This is a genomic window from Polaromonas sp. C04 (assembly GCF_002002705.1).
In the GTDB taxonomy this organism is placed as follows: Bacteria; Pseudomonadota; Gammaproteobacteria; order Burkholderiales; family Burkholderiaceae_C; genus Rhodoferax_A.
The window spans coordinates 32054-56493 of sequence record NZ_MUNS01000034.1; the positions used below are offsets into that span (position 1 = coordinate 32054).

Consider the following 24440-nt stretch of genomic DNA (forward strand, 5'->3'; position numbering starts at 1 on the left):
GGGTGCTCCTAGCGTGTTTCGCGGTCGCGCGAGCGCGCGCCGTCACGGCCGCGCGCATCATCATTGGACAAACCGGACGGCACCGCAGGCACCACCGCGCCGGCAGGCGCCGGTGGCGTGGACGTGTCTGCTGCCGCCGCAGGTGCGCTCTGGCCGGTCATCTGCATGATCTTGTCGAGCGGCAGGTACAGCAGATTCGAGTTCTGGCGCGAATCCACCAGCACCTTGGTAACGTTGCTGTAGATCTGCTGCATGGAGTCGAGGTACATGCGGTCGCGCGTGACCTGCGGCGCCTTCTGGTACTCGGTCAGCACCGAGCTGAAGCGCTGTGCATCCCCTTCGGCCTGCGCCACGATGCGGGCCTTGTAGCCGTCGGACTCTTCCTTCAGGCGCGAGGCCGTCCCCACGGCACGCGGAATCACGTCGTTGGCATAGGCCTGGGCTTCGTTCTTGGTGCGCTCGCGCTCCTGCCCGGCCTTGAGCACATCGTCGAACGCGGCCTGCACCTGCTCGGGCGGGCGCACCCCGCCCTGCTGCAGGTTGATGTTGACGACTTCGATGCCGACGTCGTAGCGGTCCAGAATGGTTTGCATCAGCGTGCGAACCTGCGGCGAAATCTTGTCGCGGTCTTCGCCCAGGGCGGCGTCCATGGGCATCTTGCCCACGACTTCACGCACCGCCGACTCGGCCGCCTGCACCACGGCGCCGGCCGGGTCCCGGCTGGCAAACAGATAGGCGCGCGCGTCCTTCAGGCGGTATTGCACCGCGAACTTGATCTCGACAATGTTCTCGTCGGCGGTCAGCATGCCCGAGTCGCGCAGACCGGTGGCCTTGATGATGTTGTCGCGGCCGATATCGACCGAGCGGATCTGCGTCACGAACACCCGCTCATCGCGCTGGATCGGGTACGGCAGGCGCCAGTTGAAACCGGCCCCGACCGTGGCGCGGTACTTGCCGAATTGCGTGATCACGGCCTGCTGGCCTTCCTGCACGATGAAAAATCCCGAGCCGAGCCAGATCAGGACAATGACACCGGCAATCAGCCCCGCACCGATCCCGGCACTTTTGCCATCCGGCTGAAAGCCACCGCCGCCCGGCCCGCGGCCACCGAAGCCGCCGCTGTTGTTGCCGGAACCGCCGTTCTTGCGGCCACCGAACAGCCCGCCCAGCTTGCGGTTGAAGTCACGCCACAGCTCATCGAGATCGGGCGGGCCCTGGTTCGGGCCTTGTCCGCGGCCGTTGCCGGATTGCGGCGGCGGCGCTGGCGGCTCGCCCTCGGGCCGGGGTGCATCCGCCCGGGTGTTGTCGGACGGCTTGTCGTCGCCACGCCCCCAGCGCGGGTCGTTCAGATTGAACATGCCCCTGATGCGGCCTTGCAGTGCAGTCCACCCTGGGACTCGTAATTTCAGATTCATGCGCAAATTCTCTTCTTGTGTTGTCCCCGATTGTGCCCAATCAGGGAGCAGCCTCATGAAATTCGGGGGCTTGCGCACAGGCCGCATCGGCTCCCGCCCTGCCCGCCACCATGCTGGCCAATTGCTGACGCAGCCCCGGCAGTCCTTCGCCCGTGCGTGCGCTGACGAACAAACGCGGGACACGGCTGCCGTCGACTTCGAACGTATCGCTCAGCTGCAGCGGCCATTGCTCTTTTTCAAGGGCATCGAGCTTGTTGAAGACGAGAAGCTGCGGCACGCGCGCCGCGCCGATCTCCGCCAGCACGCGCTGCACCTCGGCCATTTGCTCGGGAAAATCCGGCCGCGCAGCATCCACCACATGCAGCAGCAGGTCGGCATCCACGGCCTCCTGCAAGGTTGCCTGAAAGGCGTCGACCAGCCCGTGCGGCAGGTCGCGGATGAAGCCGACCGTATCCGACAGCGAGACGGAGCGCCCCGCTTCGCCGAGATAAAGCTGCCGTGTGGTGGTGTCCAGCGTGGCGAACAACTGGTCGGCGGTGTAGGCACGCGCCTTCACCAGCGCATTGAACAGCGTCGATTTGCCCGCGTTGGTATAGCCCACCAGCGAGATATTGAAGGCGTCGCGCCGTTCGCGCTGGCGGCGCTGCGTGTGACGCTGTCGCTTGACCTTTTCCAGCCGGGCCGAGGTGCGCTTGATGGATTCGCCGATCATGCGCCGGTCCAGCTCGATCTGGGCCTCGCCGGGGCCGCCGCGCGCGCCGATGCCGCCGCGCTGGCGCTCCAGGTGCGACCAGCGCCGCACCAGACGCGTGCTCAGGTACTGCAGGCGCGCCAGTTCGACCTGCAGCTTGCCCTCGTGGCTGCGTGCGCGCTGGCCGAAGATTTCCAGGATCAGCAAGGTGCGGTCGTTCACGGGCAAGCCCAGATGCCGCTCCAGGTTGCGCTGCTGCGCCGGGCTCAGGCTCTGGTCGAACAACACCTCGGTGGCCCCGAGCTGTTCCGCCATGAACTTGATTTCATCGGCCTTGCCGCTGCCCACAAACAGCGCCGCATCGGGCGCCTTGCGCTTGCAGGTGATGCGCGCCACGGGCCTCAAGCCCGCGGTCTCGGCCAGCAGCCCGAGCTCTTCCAGCTCGCCGTCGAAATGAGGCAAGCCAAAGTCCACCCCGACCAGGACGGTCGGGGCAAATTGGCGGTCGGGTGAATCGGACAAATCTGGATCAGCGGATCAGGGGTTGTTGCAGTGTCGGCACAACGTTGACCGGATGCTGGCCTGCGGAATCAGGGTGCGTCCGCGGCGGTTGCGGCTGCGCTCTCGACGGCCGAGAAGTTGACGGCGCGCCCCGGCACGATGGTCGAAATGGCGTGCTTGTACACCATTTGCGTCACGGTGTTGCGAAGCAGCACAACGTATTGATCGAATGACTCCACCTGGCCCTGCAGCTTGATGCCGTTCACCAGATAGATGGACACCGGTACATGCTCGCGGCGCAAGGCGTTGAGGAAGGGGTCCTGAAGTAGCTGCCCTTTATTGCTCACGATATTCTCCGTGTTCAGAAGTTGTTGTAGGAACTGGAACCTTACCACAGCGCCGCACCGGTGCGACGGCCCCAAAGCGCAATTCCACAAGAAAAAATGGGGCAGTGACCGGGCGCCGGCCTACTCCTTGTCGGCGTACGGGTTGTGCGAGGTTTTCATCTCGATGCGCAGCGGCGTGCCAACCAGGTTGAATTCCTTGCGGAAGCGCCCTTCCAGGAAGCGTTTGTAGGCGTCGGTGATGTGTTCCAGCGAGTTGCCGTGGATCACGATGACCGGTGGATTCATGCCGCCCTGGTGTGCGTAGCGCAGCTTGGGCCGGAACATGCCGGCACGCTTGGGACTCTGGAACTGCACCGCCTCCAGCAGCAGGCGCGTCAGCACCGGCGTGGACATCTTGCAGTTGGCCGCCTTGTGGGCCTGAATGATGGACAGCCAGACCGGCCCCAAACCCTGGCGCTTCTGGGCGGAGATGAAGTGCACCGCGGCAAATTTGAGAAACGGCAGGCGCGTCTCGATGGAACGCTGCACCAGCTCGCGCTGGTAGGCATCGATCGCATCCCACTTGTTGACCGCCAGCACCACGGCGCGGCCGCTCTCCAGGATGTAGCCCGCGATGTGCGCGTCCTGGTCGGTCACGCCCTGCGTCGCATCGAGCAGCAGCAGCACCACGTTGGCGGTTTCAATGGCCTGCAGCGTCTTCACCACCGAGAATTTCTCGATGGCTTCAAACACCTTGCCCTTGCGGCGCAGGCCCGCGGTGTCGATCAGCTCGAAGCGCTGGCCGTTGCGCTCGAACGGCACGGTGATCGCGTCGCGCGTGGTGCCGGGCAGGTCGAATGCCACCAGCCGCTCCTCGCCCAGCCAGGTGTTGATCAGGGTCGATTTGCCCACATTGGGGCGACCCGCGACTGCCAGCTTGATGACGCCGCTGTCGACTTCCGCGGCGCTGTCGTCCGGCTCCGGCAGATGCAGCGGCTCCAGCGCCAGCTCCACCAGGCCGCGGATGCCCTGGCCGTGCGAGGCCGAGATCGGGTACACCTCGCCCAGGCCCAGCTCATAAAACTCGGACAGCTGCGCGCCCGCCTGCATGCCTTCGGCCTTGTTCGCGGCCAGCACCGTGGGTTTGCCCAGACGCCTCAGGTAGTTGGCAATGTCGTGATCCTGGGCCGACAGGCCGGCGCGCGCGTCCACCACGAAAATGACCACATCCGCCTCGGCCACCGCCTGGCGCGTCTGTTTCGCCATTTCCTTGTAAATGCCGCTGGCCGCATCCGGCTCGAAGCCGCCGGTGTCGATCGCGATGAATTCGTGCGGGCCCTGGCGCCCGTTGCCGTAGTGCCGGTCGCGCGTCAGGCCCGCAAAGTCGGCCACGATGGCATCGCGCGACCTGGTGAGCCGGTTGAACAGGGTGGACTTGCCGACATTGGGTCGGCCGACCAGGGCCAGGACAGGCTTCACGCGCGGCCGCCTAGCGGGTCATTCCGGCTGGAAGCCATACACACCCCCGTTGCGTGTCACCACGACGAGGGTATTGCCGGCCGCCACGGGTGCCGCCACCACAGCCGAGCCGTCGGTCGTCAGCCGGGTCAGCAAGGAGCCGTCTTCGCGCGACAGCAAGTGAACGAAGCCGGCGCTGTCGCCAACCACCACCGAGCGCCCCAGCGCCAAGGGCGCGCTCAGGCCGCGGTATTTCAGGCTGTCGGTGCTCCAGGCCTGCTCGCCATTGGCGCGTCGCCAGGCCACAACCTTGCCGTCCATCTCGGTGCCGAACAGGAGCCGGTCATCGCCCTGCAGCCCCTGCGCGCCATTCGCCGGCCGGGTCCACAGCACGGCGCCGCGCACGGCATCGACGCAGCCGACCGCCGTCTGGAATGCCCGCGCGCAGACTTCATTGCCCACCCGACTCACTGGACTCACCAGATCGGCCAGCCGCTCGATATCGTTGGTGCCGCGCGGGGACGCGATCGGCGCCTCCCAGCGCAGGCTGCCGTTCAGGGGATTGAGCCCCACCATGCGGCCCGACAAGCCCACCACCAGCGTGTCGCCGACCGCCAGCAGGACGCCGCCCTGGCGCAGGATCAGCGGCTCACTGGGCGGCTTTTGCAGCCACAGGCGGCGCCCGGACTGGCCATCGTAGGCGCTCACCGAGCGGTCCGCCGCGAGTACGAAGACGCGCGCGCCAGCCACCAGGGGTGCGGTATAGGCCTGCGCCTGCAGCTTCTGGCGCCACAGCTCGCGCCCGCCCTGCAGCGCGACCAGCTCGTTGCCCGTCGTCACCACTGCGGCCAGCTTGCCGTCGCTGCCGACACCGGCGGCGATCGGCGTGCGCACCGAGGTACGCCACAGGTCGCGCCCGGTGCGCGCATCGATCGCCGCCACGGTGCCGCCTGCGCCGGCCAGCGTCACCGTGTTGCCATTCACGTTGACATCGAGCGGAAAGTCGACGGGGCCCACATGCGCGGTCCAGACCTGGCGCACGCCGATCAGTGCCTCGTTGGGGGCCAGGGGCGTCGGCTTCGGCGGCGGCGAGCCGCTCGAGCACGCCGCCAGGGACGCTACGAAAACAATAGCTATCAGCGCCCGAGGTGCAAGGGCTGCGGGCACAAAACGTCTCAAACTCACTTGGACTCCCCAGTGGCGGATGCGCCAGCCTGCGCCGCAGAGACAGCCCCGGCCTGCGGGTCCACGCCCAGGGCGTTCAGCTTGACTTCAACCACGCGCCGGTATTGCGACTGCGCCTCGAAGCCCTTGTAGGCCCGGCTGTACTGCGTCACGGCATCAGCCTTCTTGCCCTGCAGCACATCGATATCGCCCAGGCGGTCCGCCACCAGCGGCGCGAACTCGGACGGGAACGAGCCGGCGAGCTGCTTGCGCGCCTCGTCGTAGGCCTTGGCCTGCATCAACACGGCCGCCAGGCGCAATTTGGCGATGGACTGGTAACCCTCGTCGGAGGCCTTGTCGGCCACCCAGGCCAGCGCCGCCTTGGCCCCGTCGATATTGCCCTTTTCATCCATCACCTTGGCCACCAGCAGGCCCGACTGCTGTGCGTAAGTGGTGCGGCCGTATCGGTCCTTCATGTCACTGAAGGCGCGCTCCAGCATGGCCGTATCACCCGCCTGCGCGGCACGCTCGACCTCGTCGTACAGCGCCGAGGCCTTGGTGGCCTGCTCGCGCTGCCAGTACTGGTAGCCGTTCCAGGCGGCCAGCGCACCAAACACCAGCAGCAATGTCCAGGTGATCAGGTCGCCGTATTTTTTCCAGTAATGCTTGAGTTCATCGAGCTGTTCCTGTTCTTGAAGATCGAGAGGTGTGGCCATGGTGTGTGATTCGTTTAAGTCAGCGATTGTAGTTACAGCTAACAAGCCCTACGGGCAATTGTTAGCTTTCACTGAAATCCGCATGCGCAGGTTTTAGGGTGGCGGCCCAGCCGGACACGTCGGCCAGCGGCTGCATCACCTGCTGGCCGCTGCCGTCGCGCAGGGATTTGACGGCCACCAGCTTTTGCGCCAGCTCGTCGGCGCCGAAGATCAGGGCATGGCGGGCGCCGCTGGCATCGGCCTTCTTGAGCTGCGACTTCATGCTGCCCCGGCCCTCGCCGGTGCCGGCATGCATCTGCACGTTGACGCCTGCCGCGCGCAGGGCCTGCAGCGTGCACATCGCCACGGGCAGCGCCGCCGCATCGGGAATCACGGCGTAGGCGTCAGGCACGGGCGGCGCGATGACAGGGCCCACGGCCTCCAGCAACAGCAGCAGGCGCTCCACGCCCAGACCCCAGCCGACGGCCGGCGTCGGCTTGCCGCCGAGCTGCTCGAACAGACCGTCGTAGCGGCCGCCGCCGCAGACCGTGCCTTGCGAGCCGAGCTTGTCGGTGACCCATTCGAAGACGGTCAGGTTGTAGTAGTCCATGCCGCGCACCAGGCGCGGATTCACGCGGTAGGCCAGGCCCGCGGCATCGAGGATGGCGCGCACCGCGTTCAGGTGCGCCAGCGAGGCCTCGCCCAGAAAGCTCATGAGCTGCGGCGCCGATTCGACGATCGCCTGCATCGCCGGGTTCTTGCTGTCGAGGATGCGCAGCGGGTTGCTGTGCAGGCGGCGCCTGGCGTCTTCGTCGAGCACCGACGCATGGGCCTCGAAGTGGGCGATCAATGCCTCGCGGTGCTGCCGGCGCTCCTCGGCCTGGCCCAGGCTGTTGATCTCGAGTCGCACGTCCTCGCCTTCGACCAGGCCCAGTTCGTGCCACAGCGTGCGGCACATCAGGATCTGCTCGGCGTCCACGTCGGGTCCGCAATAGCCCAGGGCCTCGACGTCGATCTGGTGGAACTGGCGATAGCGACCCTTTTGCGGGCGCTCGTGGCGGAACACGGCGCCCATGGTCCACACGCGCAGCGGGCCGTTGTACAGCGCATTGTGCTCGACCATCGCGCGCACGATGCCGGCGGTGGCCTCGGGGCGCAGCGTGAGCTGGTCGCCGTTCATCGAGTCGGTGAAGGAATACATCTCCTTCTCGACGATATCGGTGACCTCGCCCAGGCCGCGCACGAACAAGGCCGTCGGCTCGACGACGGGGGTGCGCACATTGGCGTAGGCATAGCGCCGCATCAGCGCGCGTACCTTGTCTTCGAACCACTCCCAGCGCGCCGACTCGGGCGGCAGGATGTCGTTCATGCCCTTGACGGCGGTTAACTTCTCGGCCATTGAATTTTTTGTCTGCTACTTAAGTGATAGCTGCCTGCGCAGCACTGATACAGGCTACAGCCTGTTTTTATTCAAAAACTGAAAACCTGACTCAGACCGTCTCGGCCGTGTGCCGGGTGCCAAAGCGTTTTTCGATGTAGTTTTCCACGATGGCCTGGAACTCCTGCGCGATGTGTTCGCCGCGCAGGGTCACGTTCTTTTCGCCGTCGATGTAGACCGGCGCCGCCGGCGCCTCGCCGGTGCCCGGCAGGCTGATGCCGATGTCGGCGTGCTTGCTCTCGCCCGGACCGTTGACGATGCAGCCCATCACCGCCACCTTGAGTTTCTCCACGCCCGGATAGCGCTCGCGCCACACCGGCATTTGCGCCCGCAGGAAGTCGTCGATCTGCTTGGTGAGCTCCTGAAAGGTGCTGCTGGTGGTGCGCCCGCAACCCGGGCAGGCGGTCACGCTGGGATTGAAGCTGCGCAGTCCGAGCGCCTGCAGGATCTCCGACGCCACGACGACCTCCTGGGTGCGTGCTTCGCCGGGTTGCGGTGTGAGCGAGACCCGAATCGTGTCGCCGATGCCTTCCTGCAGCAGGATCGACAGGGCCACGCTGGACGCCACCGTGCCCTTGGCGCCCATGCCGGCCTCGGTCAGGCCCAGGTGCAGCGCGTAGTCGCAGCGCCTGGCCAGCTCACGGTACACCGCGATCAGATCCTGCACACCGCTGACCTTGCACGACGGAATGATCTGGTGGCCCGGCATGCCCATTTCCTCGGCCCGGCGCGCCGAGTCGATGGCCGAACTCACGAGCGCCTCGTACATCACCTGCCTCGCATCCCAGGGCTCGCTGCGCAGGCTGTTCTGGTCCATCAGGCTGGCCAGCAGTTCCTGGTCGAGGCTGCCCCAGTTCACGCCGATGCGCACCGGCTTGTTCCAGCGCATCGCCGCTTCGATCATCTGGCCGAACTGCTTGTCGTGCTTGCTGCCCTTGCCCACGTTGCCCGGGTTGATGCGGTACTTGGACAAGGTCTGCGCGCAGTCCGGGAAATCGGTCAGCAGCCGGTGGCCGTTGTAGTGAAAGTCGCCGATCAGCGGCACATCGATGCCCATGCGGTCGAGCTGCTCGCGGATGTGCGGCACCGCCTGCGCGGCTTCGGGCGTGTTGACGGTGATGCGCACCATCTCCGAGCCGGCCAGCGCCAGTTCCTTGACCTGGATCGCGGTGCCGATGGCGTCGGCCGTGTCGGTGTTGGTCATGGACTGGACGCGCACCGGCGCGTCGCCGCCCACCGTCACGCTGCGCGAACCCCAAACCACACGGGCCTGGCGGGAATGACGCGGCCGGGGCGTCGCAAATTCGATAGGGAGATCGCAGGCCATTACTTCACCTCAAAACGTGCAACATTGTTTTTGGTCGAAGACGCCAGATCAAGGGGCTTGCCCCTGACCTGCACCTGGATGGCATCGGCGCGGCCGACCACCACCGACAAGGGCAGCGCACCGGAGACTTCAGACACTTCTGCGGGCGCCAGCGTCTTGCGCAAGGCCACCTTGCCTTTTGCATCGGTCACCTGCACCCAGGACGCGGCCCGCGCATTGAACACAACAACGGCACCGGGGGCTCCATCCACCGGGGTGGGCACTGCTGCCGCTACCGCCGGCTGCGGCGGCGCCGTTGTGGGCGCGGCGCCAGTCCCGGGCGCCGCCATGGGCAGGGGCGCCGCCGTGGTCGTCACCGGCGGGTCGGCCACCTTATCGGCGGCGAGCCCGGGCGCCGCAGCCGCAGCCACTGCAGGCACCGGCGCGGCCGTCACGGGTGCGGCGTCCGCGACACTGGCGTCACGCGTGAAGCTGGGCAGCAGGATCAGCACCAGTGCGCCCAGCAAAAGCGCGAGCACCGCCATCACCACGGGGCGCGAGAGCTGGTTCCAGAACCCGGAGCGGAGGTTTTCGCCCGGCGCATGAAACGGCGCGTTGATGGTCTCGTCGTCCGGCGTCAGGCGCGGCGCCGTTGATTGCGGCAGCCTGGCGAGCACCGGGGCCGGATCGATCTTGAGCATGCGGCACACGGTCGCCGCCAGGGCCCGCGCAAACACTGCATCGGGAAGTTCGCCCCACTGATCCCCTTCGAGCGCCTCCAGTTTCCTCACAGGCACCTTCAACGAGACCGCGAGTACGGCAATATGCAGCCCGGCGGCCTCACGCGCCTGCCGCAGCAGCGTTCCCGCGCTCAGCTCCGGCGCCGCCGCCGCCTCAGCGGAAAACGAGCCGCCCGTGGTGGATTGCATGGGCTCACTCATCAAAAGCCCCCTTCTGATACGCCACCAGCTCGGGCGACTGGGGAAAACGCCGCTGCAGCTGGTCGGCCAGTTGCAGCATGGCCTCGCGATTGTTCATGCGGCGCTCGACCTTGATGCCCAGCCACAGCGATTCCGCGTTGGCCAGATCGGTGTTGTTGATGCGCCGGATGTAGAACTGGGCGCGCGTGAGCTCGTTGCGCTGAAACAGCAGGCTGGCCAGGTTGTAGCCTGTGATGGGATTGCCGGCATCGAGCTGGTACGACTGGGACAGCGTGGCTTCCGCCTGCGCCTTGTGGCCGGCTTGCATCTGGCACAAGCCTTCCGTCATCAGGGTCTTGGCTTTTTCGCCATAGAGCGGGATGGCCAGCGCCTGCTTGAAGGCCTGGTCCGCTTCCGGGTAGCGGCGCTGCTGGCACAGCATCCAGCCGTAGTTGTGCAGGATGCCGCCGTCGCGCGGCTTCAAGGCCATGGCGCGGCGAAAACTGTCTTCGGCCAATTTGGGGTCGTCCAGCCGCATGTAGACCAGGCCGCGCAGGTTGTAGGCCTCGCCATAGCTGGGGTCCGTCACGATGGCCCGCTTGAGCTCGTCGAGCGCTATCGTCGTCTGGCCCCGGTTGAAGTAGTCCACCGCGAGGTCCAGCCGGATTTGCGCCCGTTTGCGGGCCGGCGTTGCATCCGATTCGGTGGCGATGTCGGTACCGGCGTCAGACGCGCCCGTCGTGCCTGAATTTGCCGCGCAACCCGCCAGGCCGGCCAGCGCCGATACCACGAAACAGGCCTGCGCCAGCCACAGGACAACCTGCCGCTTGCCTACACCGGGGTTCTTCATGCCTCAAATCTCCTTGGTGGCAACAGCGGTTGCCTTGACCGGTTTCAACATCACGATGCGCTGGCGCGCGATGCGCTTGCCCACGCCGGTTCGGTCCCGGACATCGCCCGCGAGCTGGCCGCAGGCGGCATCGATGTCGTCCCCGCGCGTCTTGCGCACCGTGGTCACGATCCCCGCATCGCTCAGAATTTTGCCAAACGCGGCCACCTGCTCCGGCGGCGAGCACAGCAATCCGGATTCGGGAAAGGGGTTGAAGGGAATCAGGTTGAACTTGCACCAGATGCCCTGCCCCTGATGCTGGCGCACCAGGCTGACCAGTTGCCGCGCCTGCTCGATCTGGTCGTTCACCCCGTCGAGCATGCAGTACTCGAAGGTGATGAAGTCGCGCGGCGCATGGGCCAGATAGCGGTTGCAGGCATCGAGCAATTCGCTCAAGGGGTACTTGCGGTTCAGCGGCACCAGGTTGTCGCGCAAGGCGTCGGTCGGGGCGTGCAGCGAGACCGCGAGCGCCACCGGGCAGTCGAGCCCCAAACGGTCGATCATGGGCACCACGCCGGAGGTCGACACCGTCACGCGCCGGCGCGACAGGCCGTAGCCGTGGTCGTCGAGCATGGTGCGCAGGGCGGGGATCAGCGCCGCATAGTTCTGCAGCGGCTCGCCCATGCCCATCATCACCACGTTGGAGATGACGCGCTCGTCGCGCGCCAGGTGCTTGCGCAGAAAATGTTCGGCAAACCACAGCTGCGCGGTGATCTCGCCGCTGGTCAGGTTGCGGCTGAAGCCTTGGTGCCCGGTCGAGCAGAATCGGCAGCCGACCGCGCAGCCCGCCTGGGACGACACGCACAAGGTGCCGCGATCCTCTTCGGGGATAAACACCGCCTCGACCGCGTTGCCGGCGCCCACATCGAACAGCCATTTGATGGTGCCGTCCGATGATTCGTGCTGCGAGATGACCTGCAGGCCCTGGATATGGGCCGCCACCTTGAGTTTTTCGCGCAGCGACTTGGCCAGATCGGTCATCTGGTCGAAATCGGAAGCGCCTTTTTGGTGAATCCAGCGGAACAACTGGGTGGCACGGAAGCGTTTTTCTCCGTGCCGCTCGCAAAAGGCGGCCAGGCCCTCAAGGTCGTAGTCGAGCAGGTTGGCCGTCATCGCATGATCAATCGATGGATCAGCGCGAGTAAACGTTCATGCCCGCGAAGAAGAAGCTGATTTCTTCTTTCGCCGTCTCGGCGGCGTCGGAGCCATGCACGGCATTCGCGTCGATGCTGTCGGCAAAGTCGGCGCGGATGGTGCCGGCGTCGGCCTTCTTGGGGTCGGTGGCGCCCATCAGGTCGCGATTTTTCAGGATGGCGTTCTTGCCCTCCAGCACCTGGATCATCACCGGGCCGGAGATCATGAAGTCCACCAGGTCCTTGAAGAAGGGCCGTGCCTTGTGCACGGCGTAGAAGGCCTCGGCCTCGGCGCGCGACAGGTGCGCCATGCGGGCGGCGATCACTTTCAGGCCGGCGGCCTCGAAGCGGGCGTAAATCTGGCCGATCACGTTTTTGGCAACGGCATCGGGTTTGATGATGGAGAGGGTGCGTTCGATAGCCATATGTATTTTTCCTGAGCTTGTATGTTAATTTTCGCCCCACGGGCAAAGCCTTGCATTTTAACCGGTACCATGAATTCGCCTTCGGCATTGCGTCAGGGAGGATCAATGCAAGGGGCCGGTGGCCCCGCCCTGTCCGGGCGGCGGCTGGCGCCTGTTATCGGCCGCGGCCACCCCCACCACGGCGCTGGCCGCCTCCTCCGCCACCGCCGCTGCGGCGTTGGCCCTGGCCCTGCCCTTGTCCCTGGCGCTGGCGGGTGAAGCTGTCGGCGCCAATGTAGCCAAACGCGGTCTTCATCGGATCGGGCTGCGCGCTGCCGCCTTGCCGGTCATCGCGCTCGCCGCCCTTGCGCCGCTGGCCCTGGCCCTGACCTTTACCCTGGTTGTTTCCAGGCGCGCCGGCAGGCGCCGCATTGCGCTGCCCCTCGCCGGAGCCGCGCGGGCCCGCACCGCGTCCGCCGCGGCGCCGGTTGCGCCCGCCCGCGCGGCCGGCGCCGTCACGCCCCTGCGATTCGCCGGCGCCCGGGCCGCGCGCCTCGCCACGGCCCTGCCCGTTGGCGGAGCCTGCGGCCTGCACCAGCGCGCGGATGTCACGCTCGTCCAGTTCCAGCCAGGCGCCGCGCTTGAGGCCGCGCGGCAGCACCATGGCGCCGTAGCGGATGCGGATCAGGCGGCTGACCGCGTGACCGACCGCTTCCAGCATGCGGCGCACTTCGCGGTTGCGGCCTTCGGAAATCGTCACCCGGTACCAGCAGTTGGAACCTTCGCCGCCGCCGTCTTCAATCGAGCCGAACTGCGCCATCCCGTCGTCCAGCTTCACACCCTCCAGCAGGCGCTGCTTTTCGTCATTGCTCAGCGCGCCGAGCACGCGCACGGCGTACTCGCGCTCCAGCCCGAAGCGCGGATGCATCAGCTTGTTGGCCAGCTCGCCCGAGCTGGTGAACAGCAGCAGGCCTTCGGTGTTCAGGTCGAGTCGCCCGACCGATTGCCACTTGCCCTGCACCAGCTTGGGCAGGCGGCGAAACACCGTGGGGCGGTTCTGCGGATCGTCATTCGTGACCACCTCGCCCACGGGCTTGTGGTACGCGATCACGCGCGCCGGCGGCGGGTCGACGCGAAAGCGGATCGGCTTGCCATTGACCTTGACCTGGTCGCCGAACTGGATGCGCTGGCCAATGTGCGCCGGCTCGTTGTTGACCGAGATGCGCCCCTCCACGATGAGCTGCTCCATCTCGAGCCGCGAACCCAGGCCGGTCTGCGCCAGCACCTTGTGCAGCTTGGGACTCTCGGCCTGCGGGGCCAGCACGCGCTTCAGGCTGGGCAGCTCTTCGCTCTCTTCGTCGGCATCGAACTGCCCCGAGACCACATCGGCGAAGCGGATCGGCACAGGCGGGGCATTCACTGGCGGCTTGCTGCGCTGGGCCGGCAAGCCGTCATCGGTCCCGTCGGAGTCCTCGTCGTCGTCCCATTTCTCGTGCACTACCAAATCAGTAGCATCCTGCGAAGACACAGTATGGGCTGGAACCTTCTTTTCCTCATCATCCAGTTCCGCTGGAGAGGTCGGTTCAGGGGCGTTGTGATCGTTCATGCGTGAGTCCCGTTGAGTGGGGTGGTTTCATCCCCGACTGGGGTGTCGGCCAGCAGGGTTGCTGGCGCCGATTCGTGGGCGGTGTCGTGCGCGTCGAGCGCATCACCGGGTACCAAGACAGCGTCTGCCAGCGGCTCGGCCATCGGCAGCGCCGGCTGTGATGCGTCGTCCAGCGTGTTCAAGGCGTCCAGCATGCCGGCCTGCCCCGATCCGTTATCCGACACGGGCAGCTGGTCCAGCGATTCGATGCCCAGGTCGTCGAGAAACTGTTTGGTGGTGGCGAACAGTGCCGGGCGGCCAACGGTCTCGCGGTGGCCGATCACCTCCACCCAACCGCGGTCTTCCAACTGCTTGAGGATCAGCGAGTTGATGGTGACGCCGCGAATGTCTTCCATGTCGCCCCGGGTCACCGGCTGCCGGTACGCAATGATGGCCAGCGTCTCCAGCGTGGCGCGGCTGTAGCGCGGCGGCTTTTCGGGGTGCAGCCGGTCCAGGTACTCGCGCAGTTCGGGGCGGCTCTGGAAGCGCCAGCCCGTGGCCACGCTGACCAGTTCGACGCCGCGTGGGGTCCAGTCGTTTTGCAGATCCTGTAACAGCGACTTGATGGTGTCGGCGCCCAGTTCGTCGTTGAACAGGACGCGCAGCTCGCGCACCGGCAGCGGTTGCTGCGAGCAGATCAAGGCCGTTTCGAGGACGCGTTTGGCATCCGCCGTATTCATGTATTGCAATTTCCGGGAAAAGGCGCTTCTTGAAACGCAAAAATCAGGGACGATTCAATTCGGAGCGTTGCCGGCAACCTGCAGTTCAGGCAACGCGCACCTCAAGCTGGTCAGCGAGGCGCGAGCACTAGGCTCTTGACGCAGCATTGTAACTTAGGCCCCAGGCCATCAAGGCCTGTTCCATATCGGGCGGCAGGGGCGCGTGGAACTCGAGCGCCTGCCCCGTCACCGGATGCAAAAACGCCAGCCGGAAGGCGTGCAGGGCCTGGCGCTGCAGGCCCGCCGCGGGCGCGCCGCCATACACCTCGTCCGCCACCAGCGGATGGCCAATGGAGGCCATATGGACCCGAATCTGGTGCGTGCGGCCGGTTTGCAAAGTACAACGCACGCAGCAGCCAGACTCACAATTTTGTAGCAGCTCCACCATGGTGCTGGCGGACTTTCCGGCGTTTTGATTCAGATCCACGACCGCCATGCGCAGGCGGTTGCGCGGATCGCGCCCCACGGGCGCCTCCACCAGCCGCGTGGCCGGCCCGCTCCAGCGGCGGTGCGCCAGTGCCAGGTATTGCCGGCTCACCTCGCGCGCCGCGATCAACTGCACCAGCGCATCCATCACCGGCCGGGTGCGCGCCACGACCATCAGGCCGCTGGTGTCCTTGTCCAGCCGGTGCACGATGCCGGCGCGCGGCAGCAGCCGGGCCGCCTCGTCGCGTGCCAGCAAGCCGTTGAGCAGCGTGCCACTCCAGTTGCCGGGCGCCGGATGCACCACCAGCCCCGCGGGTTTGTTGACCACCAGCAGGTGTTCATCCTCGAACACCACGTCCATCGGGATGGCCTCGGGTTTGAATGCCTGGCTTTGCGGCGTGGGTCGCAGTTCGATCAGGCCCCGGTCGCCGGCCTTGACCCGGATGGAGGGCTTGCGGCACAGCTTGTCATTGACGCTGACCGCCCCCGCCTCGATCAACTGCTGCAGGTAGCTGCGCGAGAACTCGTGCACCAGCGCCGCCAGCGCCCGGTCCAGCCGCTCGCCATGCTGCGCCGGGCCCATGACGAGGCTGCGCAGTTCGACCTCGGGCCCGGCTTCCGCGGCGTCTTCCAGAGCTTGCGACGATTCATCGCCCGCAGGGGCGCTCGATATAATCAATTGGCTTTGTTTCAAGAAAGTTGCCTGTGACGCTTCGTGCCAAATTATCGGTTGTCCCCGTCTTGCTGCTGGTGAGCTTGGGCGCGCTCGTATCGGGCTGCTCCACCACGACCAAGGACGAGACCGCTGGCTGGAGTCCGAACAAGATTTACGCCGAAGCCAAGGACAATATGGACTCGGGCGGCTACGACAAGGCCGTTCCCCTGTTTGAAAAGCTCGAAGGCCGCGCTGCCGGCACGCCTCTGGCGCAGCAGGCGCAAATCGACAAGGCGTACGCGCAATACAAGGGCGGCGAGCAGGCGCAGGCGATTGCCACGCTGGACCGCTTCATGAAGCTGCATCCCGCCAGCCCGGCCATGGACTACGCGCTGTACCTCAAGGGCCTGGTCAACTTCAACGACGATCTGGGCCTGTTCTCGTTCCTGACGCGCCAGGATCTGTCGGAGCGCGACCAGAAGGCGGCGAAGGATTCGTTCGAGTCGTTCAAGGAACTGGCAACCCGTTTCCCCGATTCGCGCTACACCCCGGACGCCCGCCAGCGCATGACCTATATCGTCAACTCGCTGGCCGCCTATGAAGTGCATGTGGCCCGCTACTACTACACGCGCGGCGCATATGTGGCCGCCATCAACCGCGCCGAGGTGGCCTTGCGCGACTACCGCGATGTTCCGGCGCTCGAAGAGGCCTTGTATATCATGGTGAAATCCTATGACGCACTGGGTATGACGCAGCTGCGCGACGATACCAAACGCGTGATGGAAAAAAGCTACCCGAAAAGCGAGTACCTGAGCCGCGGCTTCAAGTCCAGCTCGGATCCATGGTGGAAGATCTGGTAGCGTCCGCCGCCACTCGCCCGGCATTCAGGGCCTCCAGCGCCTCCAGGAATTCATCTTCGGACTGCAGTTGCCGCATCGGCGGCAGCGCCGCCAGCAGGCGCCGGCCATAACCCATGCTGGCGAGTCGCGTATCGCACACCACCAGCACGCCCTGGTCCGACTCGCGCCGGATCAGCCGGCCGGCACCCTGCTTGAGCGCCACGGCCGCCTCGGGTACAAAATAATCATTGAAGGGACTGCGCCCCGCCGCCTCCAGGCGCTGCGCACGCGCTTCCACCAGCGGGTCGTTGGGCGGCGGGAATGGCAGCTTGTCGATGATGACCAGTTGCAAGGCGTCGCCCGGCACGTCGATGCCCTCCCAGAAGGAGGCCGAGGCCACCAGCACACAGCCCGGTGAGCCGTTGGCATCGCCCTCGCGGAATCGCTCCATCAGGCGGCGCTTGGGCATCTGGCCCTGCACCAGAACATCGACGAGGCCCTCGCCTTCAAAGCGGTTTTGCAAGGCCTCGCCGATGCTGCGCAGCGCGCGCAGCGTGGTGGTCAGTACCAGGGTGCGGCCACCGAGCCGGCGCAGCGCCGCCTCCACCAGATCGGCGACCTGCGCGCTGTGCGCAGGATCGCTCGGCTTGGGCAAATGCCGCGGCACATAGACGGCCGCCTGGCGCGCGTAGTCGAACGGGCTGCCGACCCGCAGAACTTCAGCCCCGGTCAGCCCGCAGGGCTCGGTAAACCAGCGCAGTTGCGGATCGTCGCCCAGCGTGGCGGAGGTGAAGATCCAGGCCTTGAGCGCCTGCGCCTCGGGGTCTTCCTGCAGCAACCTGGTTTGCACCGTTTTGGCGATATCCAGCGGCGACTCCACCAGCCGCAGCTGCGTGCCCACGTCGACCCAGCGCACCGATTCCAGCGCGCATTGGCCGGAAAAACATGCCACTCGCTCGGCGAACTGGCAGGCACGCTCGTGCAGCCGCACGAAATCGGGCGCCATCTCGCTGACCGTGTCCAGCGCCGCCATGGCCTGGCTGCAGGCCGCATGCAACTCCTGCAGCGCCTGGGCCCAGGCATCCGCAGAGACGTTCTCCGGCGCGGCCCCCGTCCAGCGCAATTTGCTGCCCGGATAGACCTTGCCCACCGCCAGGCGCAGTTCCCGCGCCGCCCGCTCGATCGCCGACACCACGTGTTGCCAGTCGACCAGCCCGCGCGCGTGCTGCAGGCCGGCGGCCAGCAAGTCGCGCGCAAAGTCGAGCAATTGCCCGGTGGTCAGGCGCGTGCCGAGAAACTGCACGCCGGTCTCGTTGAGCTGATGCGCCTCGTCGAAAATCGCCACCCGCACGGTCGGCAGCAGCTCGGCCATGCCCGACTCGCGCACCGCCAGGTCGGCAAAAAACAGGTGATGGTTGATGACCACCACGTCGGCCGCCAGTGCCTCGCGCCGCGCCAGGTTGACGTGGCAGGCGCGGAACTGGGGGCATTGCGCGCCCAGGCAATTTTCGCGGGTCGAGGTGACCAGCGGGATCAGCGGCGAGCGCTCGTCCAGCCCCGGCAATTCCGCCAAATCGCCGGTGCGCGTCACCTGCGCCCATTGTTCGATCTTGGCCAGGGTGCGCAGCGAGCCGCGATCCGGCAACTGCGCGTCGCGGCGCGCAAGCTCCAGCCGGTGCAGGCACAGATAACTGCCCCGGCCCTTGAGCAGGGCGCTGCGCACGGGCAACCCCAGTGCCTGCACCAGGCGCGGCAGATCGCGGCCGAACAGCTGGTCCTGCAGTGTCTTGGTGGCGGTGGACAGCAGGACGCGTTCGCCGCTGAGCAGGGAAGGCACCAGGTAGGAAAACGTTTTGCCAACGCCGGTACCCGCCTCGACCACCAGCGCGCCGCCATTTTCAATGGTGCGCGACACGGCCAGCGCCATCGCCACCTGCTCCTCGCGCGGTTTGAAATGCTCGGCCGCGCGCGACAGCACGCCGTCGGGCGCGAATGCCTCACCAACCATAGCTTCTAAACTCATGCCGGCTCTTTGGGGTCCAGCGCCAGCTCCAGCCGGTAGATCTGGTCGCGCAGCGCCAGCCGGCGCTTTTTCAGCCGGCGTATCATGAGTTCATCGAGCGGCGTCTCGTGGCTGGTGCGGTCGATCAGCGCGTCCAGGTCGGCGTGCTCCATGCGCAACTCGATCAGGCGTCGTTCCGGGGAATGCAGGTTTGAGTCCAAAAATTCAATCAATACCAGCCCGTGCGGGCTGTGTTCGGGTTCACCTGATAATACGTGTTTAACGTCGATTAATCGAGCGCCCACGCGCCTGAAAAACTCAATATGGCTAAAGGTTACCGGCTTACCGCCTCGACAGGCCTGCACAAGGGCGACCGCGAATACCAGCAGGACCAGGTCGTCCTGCTGAACCATCCGCGCGCGGCCGGTTGCCTGCTGGGTGTGATCGCCGATGGCATGGGCGGGCGCAGCGGCGGGCGCAAAGCCTCCGACCAGGTGGTGATGACCGCCAGGCAGCTGTTCGAGCGCTATGCGCCCGAGAGCGATGATGCCGTTGCCATGCTCCAGCAGTTGGTGGAGGAGGCCCACATTGTCATCAAGCTGACCGCCATTTCTGCCGAGCAGGAACCGCACAGCACGATTGCGGCGTTCCTGATCAACCCGCGCGGCGACTGCCACTGGATTCACGCGGGCGACTCGCGCGTGTACCACTTCCGCGGCGACAAAATGATTCAGCGAACCATCGATCACTCGCTGGTTCAGGCGATGGTCGATCGCGGCGAGATCACCGAGGCCGAGGCCGACTCACACCCCCAATCCAACATCCTGATGGGTTGCCTGGGCACGGAAGCCGAGCCGCCGATAAGCACGCATTTCATTCCCCAGCTGCGTCCGGGCGATGTGCTGCTGGCCTGCAGCGACGGCGTCTGGCATTACTTCAGTCCGGAAGAAATGGGCTCGCTGCTGTCCGCCCTGTCGCCGCGCGAAGCCACTGAGTTCATGGTGGACAAGGCACGGGCCCGTGCACGCGGCGCCGGCGACAACATGTCGCTGGTGATTGTCAAGCTGGAACCGCTGGCGCCGTAGCGCCGGGCCGTTTCGGATCAGGCCCCCCCTCTTCAGGGCGGCATCGGCAAGGGATTGGCAGGGGGTTTCGGGTTTTCCTGGCGCCGCCGCTCCAGGTCGGCCTTGCGCTCGGCAGCGGCCTTGATTTTTTCGTCGTACTCGGCCCGCTGCTTCGTGGCCGCAGCGGCCTTGGCCGCCTGAGAGGCGGTCTCGTCAAGGTGCCGCTGCTGCCGAGCCTTGGCGTCCTGCACGTTCTTGCTCTCGCCGGCCGCGGCTTTCGCGCGATCGCTCGCACTGCTGGCGGCGCGGTCCTGACGCTGTTGAACATTCTGCGCCGCCTTGGCACGCCGATCCTCGGATTGCTGGTCGGCCTGCTTTTGCTGTTCGGCCGCGGCCTTTTCCTGCCGGCTGCGCGCCTGCTGCGCCGCCTGGCGCCTGCGCTGGGCATCGTTGAGGGCAATCTCCCTGCGCCGCAAATCGGCCTGGATCTTGCGCTGACGCGCCCCGGCATCGCGCAGACAGTCGTTCACCGCAAACTTCTGGTAGCAGGCCTTTTGCTCCTGCAGGTAGGCGGCCTCGCTGCGGCTGCGCTCGGCGCTGATCGCGGCGCGTTCGGTATCGGCCGCCTGATCCTCAGAAATAGTGGCTGTTTGCCCCGCCGCTGCTGCGCAGGAAGCTATAAAAATCATAGTAACTAGAAAACGATTCATGTCAGGCTGGTGTCCACGTTGCGGCGCTCCAGCGCAAGAAACTCGGCGGACTGCATCTCGGTCAGGCGCGACACCGTGCGCGGAAATTCGTGCACCAGCGGCCCCTCCGTGTACAACGCCTCGGGTGGCACCTGCGCCGACATGATGAGTTTGACACGCCGGTCGTACAGCACATCCACCAGCCAGGTGAAGCGACGCGCCTCCGAGGCCATGCGAACCGGCATGTGCGGCACGTCGCTGAGCAAAACGGTATGGAACTGGCTCGCGATCTCCAGGTAATCGTTCTGCGAACGCGGGCCGCCGCACAGCGTCTTGAAGTCGAACCAGACCACGCCGCCGGCCTTGCGCCGGGCGCGAATTTCCCGGGCCTCGATGTGCAGCACGGGATCTTCATCGCGCGTTTCGGCCAGCCGGTTGAAGGCATCCCGCATCGCCTTGTCGGCCTGGGCGCCGAGCGGCGTGTGGTACATCTTGAGCTGCCCGAACGTGCTCTGGCGGTAGTCAAGACCGTTGTCGACGTTGATGACTTCGAGCTTTTCATTGAGCAGCGCAATCGCGGGCAGGATGCGGTCGCGGTGCAGCCCTCCCGGGTAAAGGTCATCGGGACGAAAGTTCGAGGTGGTCACGAATCCCACACCGTTTTCGAACAGCGCCGCGAGCAGCCGGTGCAGGATCAGGGCGTCGGTGATGTCAGAGACATGGAATTCGTCGAAACAGATCAGCCGGTAGCGCCGGGCAATGCGCCGGCCCAGCTCATCGAGCGGGTTGGCCGTGCCCTGCAGCTCGGTCAGCTCCCGGTGCACTTCGCGCATGAACTCGTGAAAGTGCAGCCGGGTCTTGCGATTCAGCGGCACGGCGTTGTAGAAGCAATCCATCAGGAAGCTCTTGCCGCGCCCAACACCGCCGTACATGTAGACACCGCGCGGAATGTCCGGATGGTTGATCAGTTTCTTCAGCGCGTTCGAGCGTTTGTCCTTGTAGGCGGCCCATTCGCTGGCACAGCGCTCCAGCGCTTCGACCGCGCGCAACTGCGCCGGATCGCTGCTGTAACCCCGCGCCGTGAGTTCGGTCTCGTAAGCCAGTCTGACTGAATGCGTCACCGACATACCCGGCGCCACCTCAGAAGTTCAGGGTGCGCTTGTCAACGGCCAGCGCCGCTTCCTTGGTTGCCTCGCTCAAGGACGGATGGGCGTGGCAGATGCGCGCGATGTCCTCGCTGCTGGCACGGAACTCCATGGCCACCACCGCTTCGGAAATCAGTTCGCTGGCTTGCGGGCCGACGATGTGCACCCCCAGGATTTCGTCGGTGGCGGCGTCGGCCAGAAATTTCACCATGCCGGTGGTATCGCCCAGTGCACGCGCGCGGCCGTTCGCCAGGAACGGGAAGGTGCCGGCCTTGTAGGCGCGCCCTGCGCTCTTGAGTTGCTGCTCGGTCTGGCCGACCCAGGCAATCTCCGGGCTGGTGTAAATCACCCAGGGCACGGTGTTGAAGTTGACGTGCCCGTGCTGGCCCGCGATGCGCTCGGCCACGGCGACGCCCTCTTCCTCGGCCTTGTGCGCGAGCATGGGGCCGCGCACCACGTCACCGACGGCCCAGACGTTGGGCAAACTGGTCTTGCAGTCGTCATCGACCACGATGGCGCCGCGCTCGTCGAGCTTCAGACCCACGGCCTCGGCACCCAGGCCGATCGTGTTCGGCACGCGGCCGATCGAGACGATCAGCTTGTCCACTTCCAGTAGTTGCGCCTCGCCCCTAGCGTTGGTCCAGGCCACGCTCACGCCCTTCTTGCCGGTTTTGATCTCGCCGACCTTGACGCCGAGTTCGATCTTCAGGCCCTGTTTGTCGAAGGCCTTCTTCGCTTCCCGGGCAATCTGCTCGTCCACCGCGCCGAGGAAGGTTGGCAGCGCCTCGAGCACCGTGACCTCCGAGCCCAGCCGGCGCCAGACCGAGCCCATTTCCAGGCCGATCACACCCGAGCCGATCAGGCCCAGCTTCTGGGGAACGGCACCGACGCGCAAGGCGCCGTCGTTCGACAGGATCATCTCTTCATCAAATGGTGCGCCCGGCAAGGCGCGCGCATTGGAGCCGGTGGCGACGATGATGTGCTTGCCCACCAGCGTGTCCGGCGTACTGCCCGCGACGTTGATCTCGTAGCCAGCATCCGAGGCTTTGACGAAAGTACCACGGCCGTGGAAGAACGTGACCTTGTTTTTCTTGAACAGGTACAGGATGCCGTCGTTGTTCTGCTTGACCACCGCGTCCTTGCGGCCCAGCATCTTCGCCACGTCCATGGCGAGGCCTTTGATCTCGATGCCGTGGTCGGCAAAATGATGCCCGGCCTGATCAAAGTTTTCGGAAGACTGCAGCAGCGCCTTGCTGGGGATGCAGCCCACATTGGTGCAGGTGCCCCCCAGTGCCGGGCCGCCCCTGGCGTTCTTCCACTCGTCAACGCAGGCCACGTTAAAGCCCAGCTGGGCAGCCCGAATCGCCGCTATATAACCGCCGGGACCGCCACCGATGACGATCACATCAAATTGTTTACTCATGAGATTTCCCGTTTCATTTTTCTGCCACGCCGTGCGATATCCACGAACCCCTTCGCGGAACACAGCGGAACCGGCTCAGCCGGGCCGCTGGTGTTGCCCCCTTGCAGGGGGTGGCGAAGCGACACGAAGTGCGCGCAGCCTAGGGGTGAGTGTCAAATGTCAAACAGCAGGCGCGCCGGATCTTCCAGCGCCTCCTTCATGGCCACCAGACCGAGCACGGCCTCGCGGCCGTCGATGATGCGGTGGTCGTAGCTCAGGGCCAGGTAATTCATGGGGCGCACCACCACCTGGCCGTTCTCGACCACGGCGCGGTCCTTGGTCGCGTGCACGCCCAGGATGGCCGATTGCGGCGGGTTGATGATGGGGGTGGACAGCATGGAGCCGAACACGCCGCCGTTGGAGATCGAGAAGGTGCCGCCGGTGAGCTCTTCCATCGACAGCTTGCCGTCACGCGCCTTGGCGCCGTACTCGGCAATTTTCTTCTCGATGTCGGCAAAGCTCATCTGGTCGGCGTCGCGCAGGATCGGCACCACCAGGCCACGTGGCGAACCGACCGCAATGCCGATATCGAAGTAGCCGTGGTACACAATGTCGGTGCCATCGACCGAGGCATTGATCGCGGGGTACTTCTTGAGTGCGTGCACCGCCGCCTTCACGAAGAAACTCATGAAGCCGATCTTCACGCCATGCTCCTTCTCGAACTTCTCCTGGAAGCGCTTGCGCATTTCCATCACCGGCGCCATGTTGACTTCATTGAAGGTGGTCAGGATGGCATTGGTCGCTTGCGACTGCAGCAGCCGCTCGGCCACGCGCGCGCGCAGGCGGCTCATCGGCACACGCTGCTCGGGGCGATCTCCCAGTTTCACGGCCGGCGCCGCCACTTGAGGCAATAATTTGACCGGAGCCCCCGTGGGTATTGGGATAGCAGCTACAGGTTTTGTAGCACCTGCGGCCACCGCGCCGAGCACGTCGCCCTTGGTGACGCGGCCGTCCCTGCCGCTGCCGGGCACGGAGCCGGCCGCCAGCTGGTTGTCGGCCATGAGCTTGGCAGCCGCCGGCATGGCGACACCCGCCATGGCGCCCCCCGTTGCGGTGGCGACCGGCGCAGGCACGGCCACCGCTGCCGCAGCTGCGGCAATAGGTGCCGGCGCGGCAGCAACCGCTTTGCCTTCAGTGTCGATTCTGGCGATCAGCTGCTCGGCGGCGACCGTGGCGCCGTCGCCAACCGTCAACTCGGCAATCACGCCGGCCGCAGGCGCAGGGACTTCCAGCACGACCTTGTCGGTTTCGATCTCGATCAGAATTTCATCGATCGCGACCGGGTCGCCGACCTTCTTTTTCCATTGCAGCATGGTTGCTTCGGCAACCGATTCGGACAGTTGCGGAACTTTGACTTCTACGAGTGCCATTTGAATTCTTTCTGTTGGTTTTTAGGCTGCCATTCCCGCAAGCGCCGGTACCCACGACGCACGACGCGGATTCCCGCTCTCTGG

23 protein-coding genes are annotated in these 24440 nt (G+C 65.7%); 2 read left to right on the plus strand and 21 right to left on the minus strand.

Going from position 1 to position 24440, the window contains the following annotated elements; all coding sequences use genetic code 11:
* Positions 1 to 8 precede the first annotated feature (8 nt).
* From hflK to B0E49_RS13530, 15 genes are all read right to left on the minus strand, one after another.
* Positions 9 to 1415 carry an FtsH protease activity modulator HflK gene (gene hflK, locus B0E49_RS13460; protein ID WP_077562714.1) on the minus strand — a complete coding sequence of 469 codons (1407 nt, stop codon included), beginning with the start codon at positions 1413 to 1415 and terminating at the stop codon, positions 9 to 11.
* 40 nt (positions 1416 to 1455) lie between these two features.
* Positions 1456 to 2628 carry a GTPase HflX gene (gene hflX / locus B0E49_RS13465; protein ID WP_077562715.1) on the minus strand — a complete coding sequence of 391 codons (1173 nt, stop codon included), beginning with the start codon at positions 2626 to 2628 and terminating at the stop codon, positions 1456 to 1458.
* A 68-nt stretch (positions 2629 to 2696) separates the two neighbouring features.
* On the minus strand, positions 2697 to 2954 hold the full coding sequence (hfq, locus tag B0E49_RS13470) for an RNA chaperone Hfq (protein WP_077562716.1): 258 nt from the start codon (positions 2952 to 2954) through the stop codon (positions 2697 to 2699).
* Positions 2955 to 3074: 120 nt separating this feature from the next.
* Positions 3075 to 4412 (minus strand): ribosome biogenesis GTPase Der, encoded by a 1338-nt coding sequence (gene der / locus B0E49_RS13475; protein WP_077562717.1) that lies wholly within the window; start codon positions 4410 to 4412, stop codon positions 3075 to 3077.
* Between the two features lie 18 nt (positions 4413 to 4430).
* Positions 4431 to 5576, minus strand: a complete 1146-nt coding sequence (gene bamB, locus B0E49_RS13480; RefSeq protein WP_077562718.1) for an outer membrane protein assembly factor BamB — start codon at positions 5574 to 5576, stop codon at positions 4431 to 4433.
* On the minus strand, positions 5573 to 6271 hold the full coding sequence (locus B0E49_RS13485) for a YfgM family protein (RefSeq protein ID WP_077562719.1): 699 nt from the start codon (positions 6269 to 6271) through the stop codon (positions 5573 to 5575). Before B0E49_RS13485 ends, bamB begins: the two co-directional genes overlap by 4 nt.
* A 61-nt stretch (positions 6272 to 6332) precedes the next feature.
* The gene (gene hisS, locus B0E49_RS13490) at positions 6333 to 7649 is read right to left on the minus strand and encodes a histidine--tRNA ligase (RefSeq protein ID WP_077562720.1); all 1317 of its coding nucleotides are present in this window, start codon (positions 7647 to 7649) and stop codon (positions 6333 to 6335) included.
* A gap of 91 nt (positions 7650 to 7740) precedes the next feature.
* Positions 7741 to 9015, minus strand: coding sequence for a flavodoxin-dependent (E)-4-hydroxy-3-methylbut-2-enyl-diphosphate synthase (gene ispG / locus B0E49_RS13495; RefSeq protein ID WP_077562721.1), 1275 nt, complete (start codon positions 9013 to 9015; stop codon positions 7741 to 7743).
* Entirely contained in the window at positions 9015 to 9923 is a 909-nt protein-coding gene (locus B0E49_RS13500) for a helix-turn-helix domain-containing protein (protein WP_168175057.1), read from the minus strand. Before B0E49_RS13500 ends, ispG begins: the two co-directional genes overlap by 1 nt.
* Positions 9924 to 9927: 4 nt before the next feature.
* Positions 9928 to 10764, minus strand: coding sequence for a type IV pilus biogenesis/stability protein PilW (gene pilW, locus B0E49_RS13505; protein ID WP_077562723.1), 837 nt, complete (start codon positions 10762 to 10764; stop codon positions 9928 to 9930).
* Between the two features lie 3 nt (positions 10765 to 10767).
* Complete coding sequence (gene rlmN / locus B0E49_RS13510) at positions 10768 to 11916, minus strand: dual-specificity RNA methyltransferase RlmN (RefSeq protein ID WP_077562724.1); 1149 nt, start codon at positions 11914 to 11916, stop codon at positions 10768 to 10770.
* Between the two features lie 19 nt (positions 11917 to 11935).
* A complete protein-coding gene (gene ndk, locus B0E49_RS13515; protein ID WP_077562725.1) occupies positions 11936 to 12361 on the minus strand; it encodes a nucleoside-diphosphate kinase in 426 nt (141 codons plus the stop codon).
* A gap of 154 nt (positions 12362 to 12515) precedes the next feature.
* Positions 12516 to 13946 (minus strand): pseudouridine synthase, encoded by a 1431-nt coding sequence (locus tag B0E49_RS13520; RefSeq protein WP_077562726.1) that lies wholly within the window; start codon positions 13944 to 13946, stop codon positions 12516 to 12518.
* Entirely contained in the window at positions 13943 to 14665 is a 723-nt protein-coding gene (scpB, locus tag B0E49_RS13525) for an SMC-Scp complex subunit ScpB (RefSeq protein WP_077562727.1), read from the minus strand. The genes B0E49_RS13520 and scpB overlap by 4 nt, the downstream gene beginning before the upstream one ends.
* Positions 14666 to 14792: 127 nt before the next feature.
* Positions 14793 to 15824 carry an RluA family pseudouridine synthase gene (locus B0E49_RS13530; protein WP_077562728.1) on the minus strand — a complete coding sequence of 344 codons (1032 nt, stop codon included), beginning with the start codon at positions 15822 to 15824 and terminating at the stop codon, positions 14793 to 14795.
* Positions 15825 to 15871: 47 nt separating this feature from the next.
* Between B0E49_RS13530 and B0E49_RS13535 the strand changes: the two genes are divergently transcribed.
* Positions 15872 to 16645: an outer membrane protein assembly factor BamD gene (locus B0E49_RS13535; RefSeq protein WP_502688708.1), complete on the plus strand. Its 774-nt coding sequence runs from the start codon at positions 15872 to 15874 to the stop codon at positions 16643 to 16645.
* Here B0E49_RS13535 and yoaA read toward each other — a convergent pair.
* Both yoaA and B0E49_RS13545 read right to left on the minus strand, forming a co-directional pair.
* Positions 16608 to 18647 (minus strand): DNA repair helicase YoaA, encoded by a 2040-nt coding sequence (gene yoaA / locus B0E49_RS13540; RefSeq protein ID WP_077562730.1) that lies wholly within the window; start codon positions 18645 to 18647, stop codon positions 16608 to 16610. The two genes, B0E49_RS13535 and yoaA, sit on opposite strands and share 38 nt — an antisense overlap.
* Positions 18644 to 18847, minus strand: a complete 204-nt coding sequence (locus B0E49_RS13545; protein WP_077562731.1) for a YdcH family protein — start codon at positions 18845 to 18847, stop codon at positions 18644 to 18646. Before B0E49_RS13545 ends, yoaA begins: the two co-directional genes overlap by 4 nt.
* A 102-nt stretch (positions 18848 to 18949) precedes the next feature.
* On the opposite strand from B0E49_RS13545, the gene B0E49_RS13550 reads away from it, so the two are divergent.
* Entirely contained in the window at positions 18950 to 19711 is a 762-nt protein-coding gene (locus tag B0E49_RS13550) for a PP2C family protein-serine/threonine phosphatase (RefSeq protein WP_077562732.1), read from the plus strand.
* A gap of 32 nt (positions 19712 to 19743) precedes the next feature.
* Here B0E49_RS13550 and B0E49_RS13555 read toward each other — a convergent pair whose 3' ends face one another.
* From B0E49_RS13555 to odhB, 4 genes are all read right to left on the minus strand, one after another.
* Positions 19744 to 20400, minus strand: coding sequence for a hypothetical protein (locus B0E49_RS13555; protein ID WP_144264564.1), 657 nt, complete (start codon positions 20398 to 20400; stop codon positions 19744 to 19746).
* On the minus strand, positions 20397 to 21506 hold the full coding sequence (gene zapE, locus B0E49_RS13560) for a cell division protein ZapE (protein ID WP_077562734.1): 1110 nt from the start codon (positions 21504 to 21506) through the stop codon (positions 20397 to 20399). Before zapE ends, B0E49_RS13555 begins: the two co-directional genes overlap by 4 nt.
* 13 nt (positions 21507 to 21519) lie before the next feature.
* A complete protein-coding gene (gene lpdA / locus B0E49_RS13565; protein WP_077562735.1) occupies positions 21520 to 22947 on the minus strand; it encodes a dihydrolipoyl dehydrogenase in 1428 nt (475 codons plus the stop codon).
* 152 nt (positions 22948 to 23099) lie between these two features.
* Complete coding sequence (gene odhB / locus B0E49_RS13570; RefSeq protein WP_077562736.1) at positions 23100 to 24356, minus strand: 2-oxoglutarate dehydrogenase complex dihydrolipoyllysine-residue succinyltransferase; 1257 nt, start codon at positions 24354 to 24356, stop codon at positions 23100 to 23102.
* Between the last annotated feature and the right edge of the window lie 84 nt (positions 24357 to 24440).